Origin of the sequence: Microbacterium sp. WCS2018Hpa-23, assembly GCF_031843845.1 — a bacterium.
GTDB lineage: Bacteria > Actinomycetota > Actinomycetes > Actinomycetales > Microbacteriaceae > Microbacterium.
The window spans coordinates 56,676-75,296 of sequence record NZ_JAVTIZ010000002.1 but is presented as its reverse complement, the minus strand read 5'-3'; the positions used below and the strand labels follow the sequence as shown (position 1 = coordinate 75,296).

22 protein-coding genes are annotated in these 18,621 nt (G+C 67.2%); 5 read left to right on the top strand and 17 right to left on the bottom strand.

What is annotated here, in order from left to right; all coding sequences use genetic code 11:
* The 3 genes from RQG77_RS03925 to RQG77_RS03915 are packed head-to-tail and all read right to left on the bottom strand — an operon-like array spanning nucleotide 1 to nucleotide 3,367.
* Nucleotides 1-1,326: an MFS transporter gene (locus RQG77_RS03925; protein WP_311243530.1), complete on the bottom strand. Its 1,326-nt coding sequence runs from the start codon at nucleotides 1,324-1,326 to the stop codon at nucleotides 1-3.
* The gene (locus tag RQG77_RS03920) at nucleotides 1,323-2,231 is read right to left on the bottom strand and encodes a polysaccharide deacetylase family protein (protein ID WP_311243529.1); all 909 of its coding nucleotides are present in this window, start codon (nucleotides 2,229-2,231) and stop codon (nucleotides 1,323-1,325) included. Before RQG77_RS03920 ends, RQG77_RS03925 begins: the two co-directional genes overlap by 4 nt.
* Nucleotides 2,228-3,367, bottom strand: coding sequence for an ROK family transcriptional regulator (locus RQG77_RS03915; RefSeq protein WP_311243528.1), 1,140 nt, complete (start codon nucleotides 3,365-3,367; stop codon nucleotides 2,228-2,230). Before RQG77_RS03915 ends, RQG77_RS03920 begins: the two co-directional genes overlap by 4 nt.
* Nucleotides 3,368-3,467: 100 nt before the next feature.
* Between RQG77_RS03915 and RQG77_RS03910 the strand changes: the two genes are divergently transcribed.
* Nucleotides 3,468-3,995, top strand: coding sequence for a GNAT family N-acetyltransferase (locus RQG77_RS03910; RefSeq protein WP_311243527.1), 528 nt, complete (start codon nucleotides 3,468-3,470; stop codon nucleotides 3,993-3,995).
* A gap of 17 nt (nucleotides 3,996-4,012) precedes the next feature.
* Here the strand turns inward: RQG77_RS03910 and RQG77_RS03905 are convergent, their stop codons facing one another.
* Entirely contained in the window at nucleotides 4,013-5,446 is a 1,434-nt protein-coding gene (locus RQG77_RS03905; protein WP_311243526.1) for a gamma-aminobutyraldehyde dehydrogenase, read from the bottom strand.
* A gap of 100 nt (nucleotides 5,447-5,546) precedes the next feature.
* Here RQG77_RS03905 and RQG77_RS03900 point away from each other — a divergent pair, with 100 nt between their 5' ends.
* The 3 genes from RQG77_RS03900 to RQG77_RS03890 are packed head-to-tail and all read left to right on the top strand — an operon-like array spanning nucleotide 5,547 to nucleotide 7,808.
* Nucleotides 5,547-6,014 (top strand): Lrp/AsnC family transcriptional regulator, encoded by a 468-nt coding sequence (locus RQG77_RS03900; protein WP_140038142.1) that lies wholly within the window; start codon nucleotides 5,547-5,549, stop codon nucleotides 6,012-6,014.
* Between the two features lie 28 nt (nucleotides 6,015-6,042).
* A complete protein-coding gene (locus RQG77_RS03895; protein WP_311243525.1) occupies nucleotides 6,043-7,449 on the top strand; it encodes an FAD-dependent oxidoreductase in 1,407 nt (468 codons plus the stop codon).
* A complete protein-coding gene (locus tag RQG77_RS03890; RefSeq protein WP_311243524.1) occupies nucleotides 7,446-7,808 on the top strand; it encodes a cupin domain-containing protein in 363 nt (120 codons plus the stop codon). The genes RQG77_RS03895 and RQG77_RS03890 overlap by 4 nt, the downstream gene beginning before the upstream one ends.
* Before the next feature lie 160 nt (nucleotides 7,809-7,968).
* Here RQG77_RS03890 and RQG77_RS03885 read toward each other — a convergent pair whose 3' ends face one another.
* From RQG77_RS03885 to RQG77_RS03875, 3 genes are all read right to left on the bottom strand, one after another.
* A complete protein-coding gene (locus RQG77_RS03885) occupies nucleotides 7,969-8,742 on the bottom strand; it encodes a CPBP family intramembrane glutamic endopeptidase (protein ID WP_311243523.1) in 774 nt (257 codons plus the stop codon).
* Nucleotides 8,743-8,847: 105 nt separating this feature from the next.
* A complete protein-coding gene (locus tag RQG77_RS03880) occupies nucleotides 8,848-9,216 on the bottom strand; it encodes a hypothetical protein (RefSeq protein WP_311243522.1) in 369 nt (122 codons plus the stop codon).
* A gap of 75 nt (nucleotides 9,217-9,291) precedes the next feature.
* A complete protein-coding gene (locus tag RQG77_RS03875) occupies nucleotides 9,292-9,888 on the bottom strand; it encodes a hypothetical protein (RefSeq protein WP_311243521.1) in 597 nt (198 codons plus the stop codon).
* A gap of 164 nt (nucleotides 9,889-10,052) precedes the next feature.
* Between RQG77_RS03875 and RQG77_RS03870 the strand changes: the two genes are divergently transcribed.
* Nucleotides 10,053-10,739 carry a hypothetical protein gene (locus RQG77_RS03870; RefSeq protein WP_311243520.1) on the top strand — a complete coding sequence of 229 codons (687 nt, stop codon included), beginning with the start codon at nucleotides 10,053-10,055 and terminating at the stop codon, nucleotides 10,737-10,739.
* Nucleotides 10,740-10,794: 55 nt separating this feature from the next.
* On the opposite strand, the gene RQG77_RS03865 is transcribed toward RQG77_RS03870, so the two are convergent.
* The 10 genes from RQG77_RS03865 to RQG77_RS03820 all read right to left on the bottom strand — a co-directional run bounded on the left by RQG77_RS03865 (nucleotide 10,795) and on the right by RQG77_RS03820 (nucleotide 18,575).
* Complete coding sequence (locus RQG77_RS03865) at nucleotides 10,795-11,049, bottom strand: hypothetical protein (protein WP_311243519.1); 255 nt, start codon at nucleotides 11,047-11,049, stop codon at nucleotides 10,795-10,797.
* Nucleotides 11,050-11,282: 233 nt separating this feature from the next.
* On the bottom strand, nucleotides 11,283-12,149 hold the full coding sequence (locus tag RQG77_RS03860) for a F510_1955 family glycosylhydrolase (RefSeq protein ID WP_056313434.1): 867 nt from the start codon (nucleotides 12,147-12,149) through the stop codon (nucleotides 11,283-11,285).
* Nucleotides 12,150-12,208: 59 nt separating this feature from the next.
* A complete protein-coding gene (locus RQG77_RS03855) occupies nucleotides 12,209-12,808 on the bottom strand; it encodes a DUF305 domain-containing protein (RefSeq protein ID WP_056313436.1) in 600 nt (199 codons plus the stop codon).
* Between the two features lie 82 nt (nucleotides 12,809-12,890).
* Entirely contained in the window at nucleotides 12,891-13,352 is a 462-nt protein-coding gene (locus RQG77_RS03850) for a DUF6153 family protein (RefSeq protein ID WP_311243810.1), read from the bottom strand.
* Nucleotides 13,353-13,403: 51 nt separating this feature from the next.
* Nucleotides 13,404-15,524, bottom strand: coding sequence for a heavy metal translocating P-type ATPase (locus RQG77_RS03845; RefSeq protein WP_396653386.1), 2,121 nt, complete (start codon nucleotides 15,522-15,524; stop codon nucleotides 13,404-13,406).
* A gap of 55 nt (nucleotides 15,525-15,579) precedes the next feature.
* Nucleotides 15,580-15,909: a heavy-metal-associated domain-containing protein gene (locus tag RQG77_RS03840; RefSeq protein ID WP_056313443.1), complete on the bottom strand. Its 330-nt coding sequence runs from the start codon at nucleotides 15,907-15,909 to the stop codon at nucleotides 15,580-15,582.
* A 31-nt stretch (nucleotides 15,910-15,940) separates the two neighbouring features.
* The gene (locus RQG77_RS03835) at nucleotides 15,941-16,222 is read right to left on the bottom strand and encodes a metal-sensitive transcriptional regulator (RefSeq protein WP_056313732.1); all 282 of its coding nucleotides are present in this window, start codon (nucleotides 16,220-16,222) and stop codon (nucleotides 15,941-15,943) included.
* 209 nt (nucleotides 16,223-16,431) lie between these two features.
* Nucleotides 16,432-17,409, bottom strand: a complete 978-nt coding sequence (locus tag RQG77_RS03830; protein ID WP_120227545.1) for an arsenic resistance protein — start codon at nucleotides 17,407-17,409, stop codon at nucleotides 16,432-16,434.
* Between the two features lie 73 nt (nucleotides 17,410-17,482).
* Nucleotides 17,483-17,878 (bottom strand): low molecular weight phosphatase family protein, encoded by a 396-nt coding sequence (locus RQG77_RS03825; protein WP_120227544.1) that lies wholly within the window; start codon nucleotides 17,876-17,878, stop codon nucleotides 17,483-17,485.
* 22 nt (nucleotides 17,879-17,900) lie between these two features.
* The gene (locus tag RQG77_RS03820; RefSeq protein ID WP_120227543.1) at nucleotides 17,901-18,575 is read right to left on the bottom strand and encodes a helix-turn-helix domain-containing protein; all 675 of its coding nucleotides are present in this window, start codon (nucleotides 18,573-18,575) and stop codon (nucleotides 17,901-17,903) included.
* Between the last annotated feature and the right edge of the window lie 46 nt (nucleotides 18,576-18,621).

Genomic DNA, 18,621 nt, shown 5'->3' with positions numbered 1-18,621 from the left:
TCAGAGGTCTCTGGCGCGAATCGGATAGAGCCAGAAGCAGAGCCAGGCGAGGGCGGCGAAGACCATCGGCACGACAGCGACCATCACACGGATGCCGCCGTCGACCGCCTCGGGCTGCGCATCGCCCAGCGATGCATCGAAGCCGGATGCCGTGAGCACCACCGCCGCGACGACGGCCTGCAGCACGACCGAGCCGCGCACCACGAAGCCGTTGACCCCGAAGTAGGCGCCCTCTCGTCGGTGGCCCGTGCGCGTGGCATCCTCATCGATGATCTGGGCGAGCACCACCTCGAGCAGCTGCAGCAGACCGCCGACGCCTACTCCCACCGCGACGCCGACGAGTGCCGCAGCGATCACGCTCGACGGCAGCAGGAAGCCGAGCATGGCGACGCCGAAGACCGCGACGCTCCACAGCAGTGCCGTGCGTGGTGAGGTGCGTCGCACGACGGCGCTCCACAGCACGATCGACGGGATCGCGGTGACGAAGATCGCGCCCAGCAGCAGACTGCCCTCTCCCTCGGGTGCACCCAGCGAGTACCGCACATAGAACGGGATCGCCGCGAGGATCACGGCGATCGCCGTCTGGATGAACAGGGAGCCGAGCACGTAGGGCACGAACGCCCGGTTCGCGAACGTGTATTTCAGTTGGTCGCCCCAGCGCATCGCCTCGGATGCCGCCTCGGGCACCTGGCGCTCGATCATGCCGCCGAAGAACGACCACACGAGCAGCACCAGGCAGACGGCCGAGAGCACGATCGCCATGCCGGGCCAGCCGATCGACCCGTACAGCGCAGGCGCACCCGCGGTGCCCAGCACCATTCCGAGGATCGCGAAGATCTGGCGCGGGACGTTGCCCCGGGCGCGCTCTTCGGTGGTGCGGAAGATCTCGGGGAACAGCGCCGAGATGTTCAGCACCACGACCACGAATGCGATGTCGTAGACCGCGACGACGACCAGGAACCAGACGATCAGACCTGCGGCGGGCAGCTCCGGCGGCATCCACACCAGCGCGAACGCCACGACGAGCGGCACGATGCCGAGACCGATCCAGGGGATGCGGCGGCCCCACGGCGTGCGGATGCGGTCGGACACCGCGCCGACCACGGGGTTCAGCACCGCGTTCAGTACGCCGTGCGCGATCATCGCGGCGGCGACCCATGTCGGCTCGACGCCGAGGCGCGTGACGTAGAAGTAGACGACGAACGCCGAAAACGTCTGCGCCATGAGCTGGGTCGGGAATCCGGATGCTCCGAACGCGATGGCCTGCGCCCTCGTGGGCGCGGCGTCCAGCCGTCGGTCGCGCAGATGTGTGGTCAGCGAACTCATACGCTCGCTCTCCGCTGCAGGTCGCGCAGGTCGCGCCACCCCAGCCTGACGAGCCCTTCGTCGGCGATCGCCTGCAGCACCGCAGGGTCCGAGAGCAGGCGCAGCTCGTGCCCTCGCTTGACGGCGGCGTAGTCGACGGCCGCGCGCAGCTCGTCGTCATCGACCATCGGATGCAGATAGATCTCGGTCACCCCGGCGGGCACCGCGCGCAGCAGCGCGATGAAACCGTCACGCACCTGCTCGTACGACTCGCCGGGCACCTCCTCGAACGGATGGCTCCACAGCCGGTCGATGATCTCGACGCCGAAGGCATCCGCGACTGCCGAGGCTGTCGTGAGCTTCTCTTGCAGGGCGGCGTCGTTGCCGGTGCCCTCGATGCTCCGCGGCAGCCGGAACGGCAGTCCGTGACGTGCGGCGAGCTCGAACACGGGCTTCAGGAAGTCACGCCCCGTCAGCAGCCCGTAGACCGACCCCATGTGGTTGTCGAGGTGCGTGACGTCGACCCCGGCATCCAGCGCCGCCTGCAGCTGGGCAGCGATCTCGGCGGTGACATCGTCGGTCGACGCATGCTCTTCGACCTCCAGGACTCCGGCCGGAAAGTACCCGGCCGCATCCACCAGGCTCGTTCCCGTGCCGGTGAGCGGGCGCCACCGGTAGTCGCTCCACTCGCTCGTGAGCACCAGGTGCACGCCGACGTCGAGGTCGGGGCGCGCAGCGGCGAACGCCAGCGCCTCCGGCGCCCACGCGCACGGCACCATGACCGTCGCCGAGTCGATGCGCCCGGCATCCAGCAGCTGCACGATCGCGGTGTTGGCCGCGTGGCACATGCCGAAGTCGTCGGCGTTGATGATCACGGCTCGTGCTCCGGGCGGAAGTCCGAGCCGGTCGGCGAGGTCGGAGATCATCTGCCGCTCCTGTCCGATTTCGGGAGAAGACGAGAGAAGACGGTCGCGCGAAGGGCGGAGGCCGCCTCGCCCGCGGCCCCCACCAGCGGCGCCTCGGGCCCGAACGACGATACGACGAATCGCAGCGGCAGCTGGGGGGCGAGCTGCTCGGCGTAGTCGGCGACCGCGTCGAGCATCGCGGGGTGCGCGGCGGATCCGCTGAGGATGAACGCCTCGGGGTCGAGCACGAGGGCGATACTGCCGGCGACGAGGGTGAGCCGGCGTCCCATCTCGGTCGCCATCGCGATCGCGGCAGGGTCGCCGGCGGCCGCGGCGTCGAGGTGCTGATCGATCGTGAGCTCGGGGTCGCGGCCGTTGCCGAGTGCGAGGTCGCGCACCACGTCGTCGCCGAGCACGGGCGCGCCGACGGGCAGAGGGGTCTGCGGGAGGTACATGACCTCGCCCGCGACGCCCGAGAACCCGCGGTGCAGGATGCCGTCGATCACGATGCCCGCTCCGAGTCCGTCATCGAGCAGCAGCAGCGCGAAGCTCGCGAGATCTGCGCCGGTGCCCGCGGTCAGCTCGGCGAGAGCCGCCAGATTGACGTCGTTCTCGACGCGCACCGGGCAGGCGAGACGCTCCGAGAGCGTGTTCTTGAACGCACCCCCGTCTGGGCCCTGGTCGTCGCGGATGCCGCCGTCTGCCGAGACGATGCCCGGGATGCCGACCACCGCGAGCTCGAGGGGCCCGGCGACCACTCGCCGGCAGGCGGTGACGAGATCGACGATGTGCTCCACCCGATCTCCCCGCACCGGGAACGCCGCGTGATGCTCCGCGCGCACCGCACCGGTCGGGTCGACGAGAACGACGTGGGCGGCATGCCCGTCGACGTGCACGGCGGCAGCGAGTCCGAGCTGCGGATGCAGGGCCACGCGTCCGGCGGCGGGTCCCCGCGTCTCGCGATCGACGCCGGCCGGGGCCACGGCCGACGCGCTCTCGAGCATGCGCAGCACCTGAGTCACTGCGGTGCGGGAGAGCCCGGTCTCGGTGACGAGCTCGTTCCGCGTGAGCGGCCCTCGACGAGCGAGCGTCTCGAGGATCGCCCGGCCGTTGAGGGTGCGTAAGAGGGTCTGCGGGCCCGCCAGTGGTCTTGCCATGATGATCCCCCCGGATTCGACGTGCGCCCAGCATGACACATCGTGTCTCACCGGTCGAGTGGTTCTGACATGCATTCGAACGCGCTCGTAGAGTGGTCGGATGACGACGCTGCTGATCCGTGACGGAGTGATCGACGACGCCGATCAGATCGCCGGCGTGCACGTGCGCTCCTGGCAGGCGGCGTATCGCGGGCTCATCGATCAGGAGACTCTCGACCGGCTCTCGATCTCCGAACGCGCCGAAGGCTGGCGTCGTATCTTCGTGAATCCGCTGCCCACCAGCCTCGGGATCCTGGTCGCCGAACGCGAGGGCGAGATCGTCGGCTGGACGTCCTTCGGCTCGGGGCGCGAGGAGGAGGGAGCGGGCGACGGCGAGGTCTACGGGATCTACGCCGACCCCGCCGAGTGGTCGACGGGCGTCGGACGCACGCTGCTCGACGCCGCCGAGCAGCGGATCCTGAGCGCAGGCCACGCGCGCGCCTACCTGTGGGTGCTCGACGGCAACGAGCGCGCCGACGCGTTCTACGCGCGCCGCGGCTGGGAGGCCGACGGCGCGAGCAAGGTCGAAGAGCGGCCGGGCCTGAGCCTGCGGGAGCACCGCAGGGTCAAGCGTCTCGCCGACTCCTGACCCGGCCGCGCTCGCTCTCAGTCGAGAGCCGACATCACGTGCTTGATGCGCGTGTAGTCGTCGAAGCCGTACTGCGAGAGGTCCTTGCCGTAGCCCGAGTGCTTGAATCCCCCGTGCGGCATGTCGGACACGAACGGGATGTGGGTGTTGATCCACACGCACCCGAAGTCGAGATCGCGCGAGAAGCGCATCGCGCGGGCGTGATCTGTCGTCCACACCGACGAGGCGAGCGCGTAGGGCACATCGTTCGCCATCTCGAACGCCTGCTCGTCGGTGTCGAACGATTGCACGGTCAGCACCGGGCCGAAGATCTCGCCCTGCACCGCCTCGTCGTCCTGATGCAGACCCGACACGATGGTCGCCTCGAAGAAGTAGCCCGTGTCTCCCTGACGCGAGCCGCCGGTCTCGACGGTGGCGTGCGCGGGCAGACGGTCGACGAAGCCCTGCACCTGGGCGAGCTGGGCCGCACTGCTGAGCGGGCCGTAGAGCACTCCCTCTTCGTGCGGGGCGCCCGTGCGGGCATCCGTCTTCGCCTTCTCGACCAGCGCCGCGACGAACTCGTCGTGCACCGACGAGTGCACCAGCACTCGCGTGGCTGCCGTGCAGTCCTGCCCCGCGTTGAAGAACGCTCCGGTGACGATGCCGGATGCCGCCTTGTCGAGGTTCGCGTCGGGGTAGACGATCGCCGGCGCCTTGCCGCCGAGCTCGAGGTGCACGCGCTTGACGTCGTTCGCCGCCGACCGGGCGACGGCCATGCCGGCGCGGACGGATCCGGTGATCGCGACCATCTGCGGGGTCGGGTGCTCGACGAGAGCGACCCCCGTGTCGCGATCGCCGAGCACGACGTTGAGCGTGCCGGCGGGCGTGTGCAGCGCGACGATCTCGGCGAGCAGGAGCGTCGTCAGCGGCGTCGATTCGGCGGGCTTCAGCACGACCGTGTTGCCTGCGGCGAGCGCCGGGGCGATCTTCCACACGGCCATGTTCAGCGGATAGTTCCAGGGGGTGACCTGTCCGATCACGCCGATCGGCTCGCGGCGCACGAACGAGGTGTGGCCGGCGAGGTACTCCCCCGCCGCGCGTCCTTCGAGACTGCGGGCGGCTCCGGCGAAGAAGCGCAGCTGGTCGATCGACTGCAGGATCTCGTCGGCCACGAGGCTGGCTCGCGGCTTGCCGGTGTCCTTCGACTCGAGGTCGGCGAACTGCTCGGCGCGCTCCTGCATCTCGTCGGCGATGCGGAAGAGCGCCAGCTGCCGGTCGGCCGGCGTCGTGTCACGCCAGATCGGGAACGCGGCGGATGCGGCGGCGTACGCGGCATCGACATCAGAGGTGTCGGAGACGGGCAGCTCTCCGTAGGTCTCCTCGGTCACGGGGTTGATCAGCGGCATCCGCCCCTGCCCGCTCACGGGAACGTACTGCCCGCCGATGAAGTTCTGAAGGAGTTCTGTGGCCATGACGGCCATGTTAGCGACCGGATTGCGAATACAGAAGAGTCTTCTGATTCAAACGATGGAATCAGTTGCTTCAAGCGCACGATCCTGTCAATATCGACACATGAGCGCCACAGCGAAGCAGCCTGTACTCGACGACATCTCGAAGCGGATCGTCGAGCTGCTGCAGGAGGACGGACGTCGGCCCTACGCCGAGATCGGCCGGGAGGTGGGGCTGAGCGAGGCGGCGGCGCGTCAGCGCGTGCAGCGGATGACCGAGGCCGGCATCATCCAGATCGTCGCGGTGACCGACCCGATGCAGCTCGGCTTCAACCGCATGTCGATGATCGGCATCCGTGTCACCGGCGACCCGCGGCTCATCGCCGAAGAGCTGACGAAGATCACCGAGCTCGCCTACGTCGTGGTCACGCTCGGCACCTTCGACATCCTCGTCGAGGCCGTGTGCGAGAGCGACACCCACCTGCTCGACCTGATCGCGACCCGCATTCGCACGATTCCGGGCATCACGCACACCGAGAGCCTGCTCTACGCCGGCCTCTACAAAGACCTCTACAACTGGGGCACGCGCTGAGGCGCGGGCCCGGAAACAAGGAGTGATCATGGGAACCACGGTCTTCGAACGTCGCCGCCCCGCGGATGCCGTGATCGACGCCTCGCTGCGCGACACGGCTCTCAGCGTGTTCTGGCTCGATGACGTCGAGCGGGTCACGCACCCCACGCTCTCCGGGAGCATCACCGCCGACCTCGCCATCGTCGGCGGTGGATACGCGGGCCTCTGGACCGCCGTGCGGGCCAAGGAGCGCGATCCGCAGCGTCGGGTCGTGCTGCTCGAGGCGTCGCGCATCGCGTGGGCGGCTTCCGGCCGCAACGGCGGGTTCTGCGAGGCGAGCCTCACGCACGGACACGAGAACGGCCTCACCCGCTGGCCCGACGAGATCGATCGCCTCGAGGAGCTCGGCCTCGAGAACCTCGACGGCATCGAAGAGACCGTGAAGCGATACGCGATGGACGTCGACTTCGAGCGCACCGGACAGCTGGCTGTGGCCGTCGAGCCGCACCAGGTGGAGTGGCTGCGCGAGGAGGAAGGCTTCCTCGACCGTGAGGCCGTGCAGGCCGAGGTGCACTCCGACACGTTCCTCGCCGGAGCGTGGGAACGCGAAGGGTGCGCCCTCGTGCATCCCGCGAAGCTCGGTCTCGAGCTGGCGCGCGTCGCCGTGGAACTGGGCGTCGAGATCTACGAGCAGTCGCTCGTGCGCGAGATCGTCGGCGACGGATCGAGTGCGATCACGCTCGTCACCCGCGATGGCGGGCAGGTGCGAGCGGATGCCGTGGCTCTCGCCACCAACGTCTTCCCGTCGCTCCTCAAGCGCAACCGACTCATGACCGTTCCGGTGTACGACTACGTCCTGATGACGGAGCCCCTGACCGACGAGCAGCTCGACTCGATCGGCTGGTCGAACCGCCAGGGGCTGGCCGACAGCGCCAACCAGTTCCACTACTACCGACTCACGGCCGACAACCGCATCCTGTTCGGCGGATACGACGCGGTGTACCACTTCGGCGGCAAGGTGCGCCCCGAATACGAAGACCGCGCCGAGAGTCACCGCAAGCTCGCATCGCACTTCTTCACGACGTTCCCCCAGCTCGAGGGCCTGCGGTTCACGCACCGCTGGGCTGGGGCGATCGACTCGTCGAGCCGCTTCTGCGCGTTCTTCGGCACCGCCCGCAAGGGACGCATCGCCTACGCGACGGGGTTCACCGGCCTCGGCGTCGGCGCCGCCCGGTTCGCCGCCGACGTCATGCTCGACAAGCTGTCGGGCGAGCCGACCGAACGCACCGAGCTCGCGATGGTGCGCGAGAAGCCGATCCCCTTCCCGCCCGAGCCCGTCGCCTCGATCGGCGTCAACCTCGTGCGCGCCGCGATGAACCGGGCCGACCACAACGAGGGCAAGCGCAACCTGTTCCTGAAGACCCTGGATGCCGTCGGCATGGGATTCGACTCGTGAGCGAGCTCGCACCGGGCGCACTCGCTCCAGGAACTGGAGTGGATGCCGCGGCGCTGCCTCTGGTGCACGAACCGCTGCCTGCGGATGACGTGCTCATCGGTCGCCCGACGACGGCGGTGCATGCGTTGGCGACGCTCGGCGAGGTCGAGGTCGGCATCTGGGAGATGACCCCCGGCACGGCATCCGATGTCGAGGTCGACGAGGTCTTCGTCGCGCTCTCAGGTCACGCCCGCATCGAGTTCGTCGAACCGGCGCTGCCCGCGATCGAGGTCGACCCCGGTTCGGTCGTGCGCCTGGCCGCGGGCCAGCGCACGGTGTGGACCGTCACCGAGACGCTGCGCAAGGTCTACATCGCCTGACTCGCTGGGGTGTGACCAGGCGATCCCCCAAAGAAAATCAGCCCGCGCCTCTCGGCAACGGGCTGATCGTGATGCATCCACTATTACGCAGGAACGCACGCCGCACCAGTATTCAACGGCTCCGCCAGACCCTCTCGACGAACCTCCGCGCCGCTTCCCCTCAGGCGCGCGCGGGTGCTCCCGCCGCGACGGCCGGCTTCTCATCCGTGCCCTTGATCACCCAGTAGACGACGGCGACAGCGAGGATGCCGATCACCGGGCTCAGGAACGCGGCCCAGGCCGTGCCGAGCGGGGCGAACCCGACCGCGAACACCGAGACGTCCCAGAGGCCGTGCAAGGCCATCGCCCAGATGAGCGACCCGGTCACGCGACGCACGATGTAGAAGCAGGTGCCCGACATCGCGGCGAGCACGACCTGGCCGAGCGTGGGGCCCACGGGGGCGCCGAGCGCGGCGTTGATGATGTGCATCCCGCCGAAGAGCAGGGAGGTGAGCAGCCACACCCATACCTCGGAGAGGCGTGAGCGGAGGGCCGTCAGCAGGAGCCCTCGTGACATCAGTTCTTCACAGAATCCGACGGCGAGCCCGAGGGCGAGCAGCGACAGCAGGAACGACGCGTCGAACTTCGACCAGTCGGTGTTGAAGAGGTTCGCGACAGCGACGACGAGCATGATCGCCGGGACGAAGATCGGCCACTTGTGGTGCGAGCGCGTGCGCTCGAACAGCGCGGGCTTCCACCACCCCAGCAGCCACGTGGTGATGGCGAGCAGCACGGCGCCGACTGCGAGGTCGAGCACCGCTCCTCGCCAGGTGAACTCGGCCGAGGTGCCGATCTCGGTGTACGCCACCCCACTCAGCTTCGACACGACGAAGATGACTGCGACGTAGCCGACGTAGATCGCGAGGCCGATCCAGACCCGAGGGGTGACGCGCATGAGGTTCTACCTTCCGTCGGCGAGGGGATTCCGATCACCCAACATATCGGTGGTGCGGCGGCGCATTGACGCGATGCCGTGACGGCACGACTGAGCAGAGTCCCGTCAGGCGCGATTCCAGGGCGGGAGCGGATACTCGCTGGCGGGTTCCGGCCAGCCGATGGAGACGACGCACGCCACGAGCACGACGGCGATGCTGAGTGCGACGAGAACGGACGAGGTGACTCTGGCGGTCTTCGACGGAGCCTGGTCTCCACCGCGAATCGTGAGTGCCGACAAGCCCAGCAGAACGAGCCAGACCACGAGACCGAAGATCGACAGCCCGATACCGATCTCGCTCTCGCCATCTTCCCAGAAGCTCCGCTTGATGAACCCGTCCGCCCATCCCAGTCCTGCACCGCTGAATCCCGCTGCGGCGATGAGGCCCAGAAGGGTAGCGACGACCCATACAAGGAGTCCGCCCAGCATTCGCATGCTGTGAACCCTATCCGCACGCCCCGCAGTCGCGTGCGCCATACCCGGGTGATGCCCGCAGGAGAGCTGGCGAAGTCAGTCTTCGGGTGCCGAGTCCCTGCCGCGGTCCGCATCGAGGACGATCCCGAGCCTGCTGGCGACCTCACGAGACCGCCCCTCAGCGTCATCTGCTGTGCGCTCGATGCGGGGCAGATCCTCCGGGCCGAAGTACCAGGTCGACCGGTCTCCCGGTGAGACATATCGTTCTTCGTCAGTGAGCTGCGCGTCGGCGCGGGCCTTTCGGAGGTCGGCCTCGGCACGGTCCCGCTCGTCGAAGACCCGTGAAGCCAGCGCGATGTCACGGGCCGGTAGATCCGCCGGGGCACCAGCAGCGACAAGGGGATGGATCAGCACGGATGGCAAGGGCCTCAGGATGGGAGTAGCCGGTACCGCGCGCGAGGCGATGACCGCGGTCACGGTCGCACCCAGGACGAACAACAGCGCCACGGCGATGGCCGCATCTCGAAACGGTAGTCGGAGCGACGCGACCACCGCGCCGGCCGCGGCCGCGAGCAGGAGACCCCCGGCGATCGGGACGAGACACCCCATCGCATCCCTCTTGCCACGGGCGGCGCGCGCTCGCCGATGGCTCTCGATGATCGCCGTCGCGTCGGTTCCGCTGTCCGGCGGCACGAGGTGCAGCTGATCTGGATGCGTTCGGATCGCCGCAGCATCGACGGCCGGGCAGGCGGAAGCAATCCGGGCGGTCGGAGGAGATCGGCATCGAACCATCCTCTCGCGCGAGGCCCCGCCTGGCTGACGTCGAGAAGCGGGAATCGGTCTGCCAGTATGTCGTCATGTCCGGCACATGCAAGCTCGCCTCTGTACTCGCCGCACTCGCCGTGGCGGCTGCCGTGCTGGCCGGGTGCACCGCCACCGCACCGGCGGCGGTTCCGACGACCGAGGCATCCGCTTCGACGGATGCCAGCGAGCCGGTCACCGAGGCTACACCTGCGCCGGAATCTACCGAGCCGGAAACCTGCTCCCAGCTGTCGGAGGTCTACGGCACCACCGGCAGTCTGTATTTGGAGCGGCAGGGGACTCTCCGGGATCTAGGCGCGCGTGAGTTCGCGCGGGGCGAGGTGACAGTCGATGAGGACGGCACACCCGTGACTTATACCGTTGAGCCCGGCGACGTTCAGGCCGTGATCGCCGAACGGCTCTGCGCGTACCCGACCCTCGACTCGATGAACCACGTGCGCGTGATCCAACCAGGGCAGGTGCTCTGGCTCACACCCAACCCCGACACTCCCTGGGTGCCTTACTACAGCCCTGATGACGCGCCTGAGGGGTTCCTACAGATCCCGTATCAGCAGGCGATCGAGTCCGCGGGCAGGGCGGTTGACGCCGGTGATGTGGACACTGTGCGGTCGATCTGGAACGGCACGCTCAAGGGCATGTTCGTGAACCAGGACACCATCGACGCGGTGCAGAAGGTCGTCGACTCCGGCGACCTCGACGCGCTTCGCCAGCTTTTCTCCTGATGAAAGCGGTCGCTGCGATGACTCCGAGTGCGCACGCGCTTTCCGGCCACGGGGTCTATGGACTGCGTACAGCCCGCGATTGACGAGACTGAAGCCTGCCGACGACGACCATCCCGGCGCCAATGATGGCGATACCGAGCGCGGTCACCATCACTGCCGCGTCGCGAGGCAGCATGGCGCACCCGACGGACGTGTCCTCGTAGGGGCAGCTTCTCCAGGGCTGGAAGAAGAACAGCACTGCTGTCGCGGCACCCAGCAGCGCCGCTGAAGCGCCGATGAACGCCATCAATCTCGATGCGCGTTGAGTCACGGTTTCAAAGTAACTCAGCAATCACACTGGGCTCCTGAACATCTTCGGCGGAGCGGCGCATCTCCCTCCAGTGGCGGGAGCGGCGGCCTGCCGCAAACGATCGTTTGCGGCAGACGTAGTTGTTCGGCGCTCGAAGGCCCGCCGCTATGGTCTGTCGAAACCTCCTAACGGCGGGCACTTTCGGCGGACCTGGGGTGGTGAGCGCCGTTCTCTTGGAGAAATCTCCGTCGCGTCTAGTTGTCTATCGCGGTCAACCCACTGTCGTCGAAGACCAGTATTGCGCCGTCGTTTGTAGTCGCGAGCGCTTGTGCGGAGCCGTGGGTGACGCCGGCGGGAACCCACTCGGCATTGGATCCTGTGCTGGCCCAGATCTGTCCGCCGCGGCCGACACCGACCAGCTGTTTGCCGTCAGGTGACACGGCGAGGAGGTAGAGCGCAGGTGCGTCGTTCAGGGGTGCGAAGGAGGCGCCCTCATCAGTGCTGATTTGCAGCCCGTCAGGGGTGGCAGCGATCAGTTCTCCCGCGTTGTCGAGGACGAGGCTGAACGCCAGAATTTCTCCGACCGGCGACCAGGTCTCACCGAGATCGTCGGAGCGGAGGAGCTCCGCGGAGTCCGAGGCGATCCCGTAGAGGGTGTCGTTCTTCCCGGCGGCAAGGACGTGGAAGTCTTTCTCGCCGGTGAATGAGACGGGCGTCCAAGTTCTGGCGCTGTCGTCGCTCCGGATGATTCCGAGGTTGGGGGAGCCGAGTTCTGGGGCCGTGGTTGGTCCGGGGTGCCCGGACGCGAGGAGAGCGTCACCGACGGTGATGAGGCCCATTGCGTCGAAGTCGGTCGTCTCGATACGGGAGCCGACTTCGCCATCCGGCGTGGCCGTGTAGATCCCGTCGTGGGCGCCGAGGAGGTATCCGTCCTCGGAGGGGTTTGGCACGATTGCGTGGACGTGGCTGATGGACGTGGCGTGGTCGTGTCCGGTGGTGGGCTCGGCGGGTGCGGTGCAGCCGGCCAGCACGATGCTGGCTGCGATCGTCGTAGCGATCGTGAGTGCTCCGCGACGTCGCAGGCGGGGAGGGGGCAGGGTGGATTTCTTGAGGGTTCGCATGATGGTGTGCGCAACAGATCTCTAGGTGGGGTGCGGGAATCCCGCACCCCACCCATGGGTCACAGAGTTGCGAGGATCTCCTTCATGGTGGCGATCTCTTCGGTCTGCGCGTCGATGATCGTCTCAGCGAGTGCGACGGCGTCGCTGTTCTGACCGTTGTCGACTTCGTTCTGCGCCATGTCGACAGCGCCCTCGTGGTGCTGGATCATCTGCTCAAGGAACAGACGCCCCGCATCGGGACCGGTGGCATCTTCGAGGGCCTGCATGTCTTCCTCAGACATCATGCCGCTGCCGTGATCCATGCCCTCCATGCTGTCCATCTCCGCGCCCCAGTCTTCGAGCCACTGGTCCATCTTCTGGATCTCCGGCTCCTGAGCGGCCTTGATCTCTTCGGCGAGAGCGACCACGCGCTCATCGACGCCGTCTTTGCTGAGAAGGACGTCGGACATCTCGATGGCTTGTGCGTGGTGCTCCTTCATCATGCTGGCGAACATGATGTCGGCGTCATTCGCGTCCGCTGTGTCGGTGGGCGCGGACGAGCTGCCGCCGTGGTCCATGCCTTCCATGCCGTCGCCGGAACCGGTGTTTCCGGCGCAGCCCGTGAGGGCGAGAAGGGCAGTGAGGGTGAGTGCGGCGATCGCCGCGGGTCGAATCTTCATGAGTGTTCTCCAAGGGTCGGTGATGAGGCCCGGCTATTGCCGGTGCCAGGGGTGCGTGCCCGCAAAGGGGGCTAGCGCGTCATCACGTGCGACTGATGCAGAGAACCGTGAGAGAGGGCGGTGGCGGAAGCGCGTGGGCACGGGCGGGCCAACGGGTCGTCGCGGCCACGAGTGCCGTGATCAGGGTGGCATGCCGCCAGCCGAGCCCGATCCACCCGAGCAGGATCGTGGCGACCAGGAGTGCGAGGACGCACGCCATCCACGTCATCGGATCCCCGCCCCCACACGTCGCGCATCCCGCTGCCGCTGTCGGTGAGTCCTGCAGGGTGGCGGCTTCGGATGCGCCGTGGTGCTGGTCGGCCGCTCCGGATTGAGTGCTGACTGCGACGGTGTCGTGGTGGCCGGCAGCTGTAGCGTGCGAGTTGAAGGAGTGCATCGCCAGCAGACCGGCGATGACGCCCACGGCGACCGCGAGGACGGCCACGACGGTATGGGTGAGCGTGCGCGGTCCACGCACCTGTTGTGCGACGTTGATCAGCGACATACTCACCTCCCGTTCTCCTCAGCCTACGTCCGTCACCCTGACTGTTTCTTGCTACTTGCCCGCTACTGCGTCCGGGCGGAGATCCAGCCGGCGCAGCAGCTGCGCGTTGAGCGCGACGACGATGGTCGACAGGGACATCAGCACTGCCCCCACGGACATCGGGAGAACGAATCCGATGGGGGCGAGCACGCCGGCCGCGAGCGGGACGGAGAGCAGGTTGTAGCCGGCGGCCCACCAGAGGTTCTGCTTCATCTTCCGGTAGCTGGCCCGTGACAGTTCGATCACCGACAGCACCGACCGGGGGTCGTCGCTGGCGAGGATGACCCCCGCGGAGGCGATCGCGACATCCGTGCCCGCGCCGATGGCGATACCGACATCCGCTTGCGCGAGCGCGGGGGCGTCGTTCACACCGTCTCCGACCATTGCGACCTTGCGGCCCTCGCCCTGCAGTTCTTTCACCTTCGAGGCTTTGTCCTCCGGTCGCACCCCGGCGAAGTACCGGTCGATGCCGAGCTCGCCCGCCACGGAGGCGGCCACCGCGTCGGCGTCACCGGTGATCATGACCACCTGTACACCCCGCTCGTGGAGGGCCTCGACGGCGTGACGCGACTCCGAGCGGATCTCATCTGCCAAGCGCAGCGCGCCCGCGACCTGACCGTCGACGAGTACGTGGAGGATGATCGCACCCTCATTGCGCCACTCATCGGCAACCGCCAGCTCCTGGGCGTTCTCCTGCTCGAGCATGTACGGCCCACCGACCTGCACGATGTGCCCATCGACACGCGCACGGACCCCGACCGCCGGCGAGGACTCGAAGTCGGACGAGGCAGGGACCGTGAGGTTCTTCTCTTTCGCCGCGTTGACGATCGCGCGAGCGAGCGGGTGCTCGGAGTCGGCTTCCGCGGCAGCGGCCCAGGCCAACAACTGGTCAGAATCGGTGCCGGACACGGGGTCGATCGCGGTGACGGCGGGGGTGCCCTTGGTGAGAGTGCCGGTCTTGTCGAACAAGACGGTGTCGACGGTGCGCATGCTCTCCAACGCGAGACGATCCTTGATCAGCACACCCCCACGAGCCGCCCGCTCCGTCGCGATCGACACAACGAGCGGGATCGCCAGGCCCAGAGCGTGCGGGCACGCGATCACCAGCACGGTGATCGTGCGGATCACCGCGGCGTCGGGCATGCCGACAACCGTCCAGACGATCGCGGTGATCGCGGCAGCGCCGAGCGCGAACCAGAACAGCCATCCCGCCGCCTTATCCGCGAGCCGTTGCGCCCGCGACGACGAGCTCTGCGCTTCGGTCACCAGCTTCTGGATACCTGCGAGAGCAGTGTCCTCGCCGATCGCGGTGATCTCCACCCGCACACCGGAGTCGGTCGCGACGGTGCCGGCGATGACCTGGTCGCCGTCGCTGCGGCGGACGGGCCGGGATTCTCCGGTGATCATCGACTCGTCCATGCTGGCCGAGCCCTGCACGATCCGCCCGTCTGCGGGGACCCGCCCGCCCGGGCGCACCACCACCACGTCACCCACCAGCAGATCAGACGGGGCAACCGTGACGGTTGTATCGCCCTCGATCTTTTCCGCCTCGTCAGGCAGCAACGCAGCCAAGGAATCCAACGCTGAGGTCGTCTGCGCGAGGGAACGCATCTCGATCCAGTGACCGAGCAGCATGATCACGATCAGCAGGGCCAGCTCCCACCAGAAGTCCAGTTCGTGGTGCAGCAGGCCCAGGCTCGCGCCCCATGATGCGAGGAACGCGACCGTGATCGCGAGAGCGATCAGCAGCATCATGCCGGGCTTGCGGGCCCGGAGTTCGCTCACCGCACCGGTGAGGAACGGCGCCCCGCCCCACACATACATGACCGTTCCGAGAACCGGGGACACCCAACCGACCCACGCAGCGTCCGGCAGCGGGTATCCGAGCAGCATCGAGAACATCATCGAAAACCCGACGACCGGAACCGCAAGGACCAGCATGATCCAGAACAACCGCCGGAACTGGCCCACATGATCACCGTGCCCACCATGCCCGCCGTGCCCACCATGGCCGCCATGTTCTGGCGAAGCGTCGTGATCGTGGCTCATCGCCGCGTGGTCATGCTCCGTTGTCGGCGCCGCGCCGTGGTTCTCGTGTGCGGCGCGATGGCTGTGTTCGTCGTGCTGGCTCATCGGAATTCCTTGCTCAGATGCGCCCGGTTGAGCCCGGGTGCAGACGGTTAGCGACTCAGGCCTGGCTGGTCGCGAGGGTATACCCGGCCTCTTCGACCGCAGCTCTCACAGCGGCAGGATCGACCGGTGCTGCGCTGTGGATAGTCACGCGGGAGGTGCCGCCGGCGTTCAGGTCGACGTCGACGGACTCGACACCGTCCACAGCCGCCAGTTCCTTACTGACGCTCGATACGCAATGCGAGCACGTCATCCCCGCAACCAAAACCTCTTCGGAGGATGAGGATGAGGCCGCAGCAGGTGCGGACGCCTCGGTGTTCGATGGGACGGCGCAGCACGCGCAGCCTGCGTTCGCGTCCTTTAGGCCGAGTTCAATGCGATCAGTCATCGTGTGCTCCTTCAGTAGACAGATGTGGCGGTCATGAACGGACCAGGCGGGCAATGGCTTCGTTAGCCTCGCGGACCTTCTCTGCGGCGACCTCGCCGCCCTCTGCGCTGGCCTCGGCAACGCAATGACTTAGATGATCGCTCAGCAGCGACAACGCCACCGTTTCGAGCGCTCTCGTCGCTGCAGATACCTGCGTGAGGATGTCGATGCAGTACTTGTCTTCCTCGACCATCCGTGCGATTCCTCGCACCTGACCTTCGACGCGACTCAACCGCTTAGCGAGATCTGCCTTGCCGTCGCTGTACCCGTTCATGGTTAGAAGATACCCCCTGGGGGTATCTAACTCAAGGTTGGTTGCGCGCATTCCCGCGTGACTCGGTCCTTCTAGCGGCGCGAGCCTGACGAGAACTTAGTGCGCCCACCGAAAACGATCGTTTTCGGCGTGAGACCGTTCTGTGGCCGTGAGCAGCTGCCGATAACGCTCTCCAGAAGTCCCTTACGGCAGGGGTTTTCGGCGGTGCCTCAATCGGTTGCGAGACGACGGTCACCCACGAGCCGGGGGATCAGGCGGACAAAGATCACCATGGCGACGAGCTCGACGAGTGTTTGCGTCACGACGGCGAGAGGGGCAAGGGCGAACGATGTGGGGAGCGCGAGGGCGAGCGGGAGAACCACTAGGGAGTTGCGGGTCGCGCCGGAGAATACGACGGCGCGAGTGCTGGAGACATCGAGTCGTGCCGCACGCCCCGCGAATATCCCTACCGGGATCATGACCGCCGCGAAGGCGGCATAGATCGGAACTGTGGCGAGCAGTGCAGGAAGTTGCCGGCTGACGCCGTAGACCTGGGAAGCGACGACGACGGCGAGCGTGAGCATCATCAGCGGCACCATGGCGGCTAGAGCGGTGTCTCGGAGAGTGCGGCCCCAGCGCGTGCGGGAGGCGACGTACTGGGTGAGGCCGGCCGCCATGAGCGGGAGCACGATGAGCAGGAGGAAAGCGTCGACGAAGGGCGCGAGGTCGACCGCGGCGACGAGTTCAGGGCCGACGAACAGCCAGAGGTATGCCGGCAGGAGCAGCATCTGTCCCAGCATGAGGATCGGCGCGGCCGCAAGTAGCCGTTCCTTCGCCCCTCCGGCGAGCCCCGTGAAGACGATCACATAGTCGATGCAGGGCGTCAGCAAGACGAACAGCACACCCACCAGCAGCGCCTGGTCGTGAGCGACGAACCGAGACAGGCAGAACACGATGACGGGGGCGATCACGAAGTTCACGACCAGCACCACGGACAGGAACCGCATATCGCGGAAGGCGCGTCCGATCATCGAGAAAGGGACACCGAGGAATGTCGCGTACAGCAACAGCCCGAGAACGGGGTTGATCGCGAGCTCGAGAGGGTGCGCGGCTCCTGGTGTCAACAAGCCCAGCACGACGCCCGCAGCGATCGCTGCGAGATAGAGGGCGATCTGATGACGTTCCCACCAGGCGACGAGGTTGCTCACGTTCCCAGCATGTCGACTCACCCGGTCCCGCACGAATCACCCACGCCAGGGCCGGGTTCGTGACAAGGGAAACTCAGGTGAGAATCGTCGTACGAATCTTCTCGGCCACCGCTTCCCGTAGCGGGCGCACTGCTTCGGCGTCCCAGGACTCGGGGTTGGGGAACGACCACTCCAGAACCTTTCCGCGAGGGGTGGAAGGCAGGGTGAGTCCGGGCTTCATAAGGACGATGAGGTCGGCGGCGTCCAGGTCTTCGACTGTGACGGCGCGCGGTACGCGATCGGTGATGTTCATTCCGAGTTCTGCGACAGTGTCGGCCACGGCCGGGTTCACTTCGTCGGCGGGGGAGAGGCCCGCAGACGTGGCCCGAAACCGGTCCCCGGCCAGGTGCTCTAGGAGAGCCGCGCCGAGCTGCGACCGGCCGGCGTTGTGCTGGCAGATGAAAAGGACGGTCGGAGTGGTGTCAGTCACGGGGGCTCTTTCAGGTTGGGTTTCAGCTGGCGGCGAGCCGGGGTGCGAGTTCCGCGATGCGGCGCTCCAGCTCGTCGTAGGCGGTGTCGAAGGCGTCATCGGTGCCGATCCGAACGGGGTCGGGGATCGACCAGTGCAGGTGTCCGATGGCGCCGAGTTCTTCGTGGGCGCTGTCGCACACCGTCACCACGAAATCTGAATCGGTCAGGACCGAAGTCAGAGCGCGGGGTGCCTCATCGTGCAGCGCGAGAGTGTGGCGATCGGCAGCGGCGACTGCGCCCGGATCTATCCGCCCCGTCGGGTGCGTTCCTCCCGACGTCGCGGGGATACTGCTGCGGGTCGACCACAACGCCGCGGCGAGCTGCGACCGGGCGGAGTTCGCCGTACAAACGAACACGACGCGATCTGCGCGCTCGACCCGGCCGGGTGTGAGCCCGCGGAGTGCGTTATCTGAGAGGTGAACGTAGCTGCGCCGTCTATCGGCCTCCGAGCGGGACCGCGAGACCATCCCCACCGACTCCAGCACGTTCAGATGATGGGTGACGAGGTTGGAGGGAAGGCCCAACGCCATTCCGATTTCGGTGGGCGAGAGGTCGCCCAGCGTGAGACGATCGACGATCCGCAGGCGAGATGGGTCGCTCAGCGCAGCGTGCTTCGCGGCGCGCACCTCCACCTGGTCAGTTCGTTCAGTGTTCATTGTCTCAATCTTGACTGAAGTACCCCGTTCGGGTCAAGATGAGCCG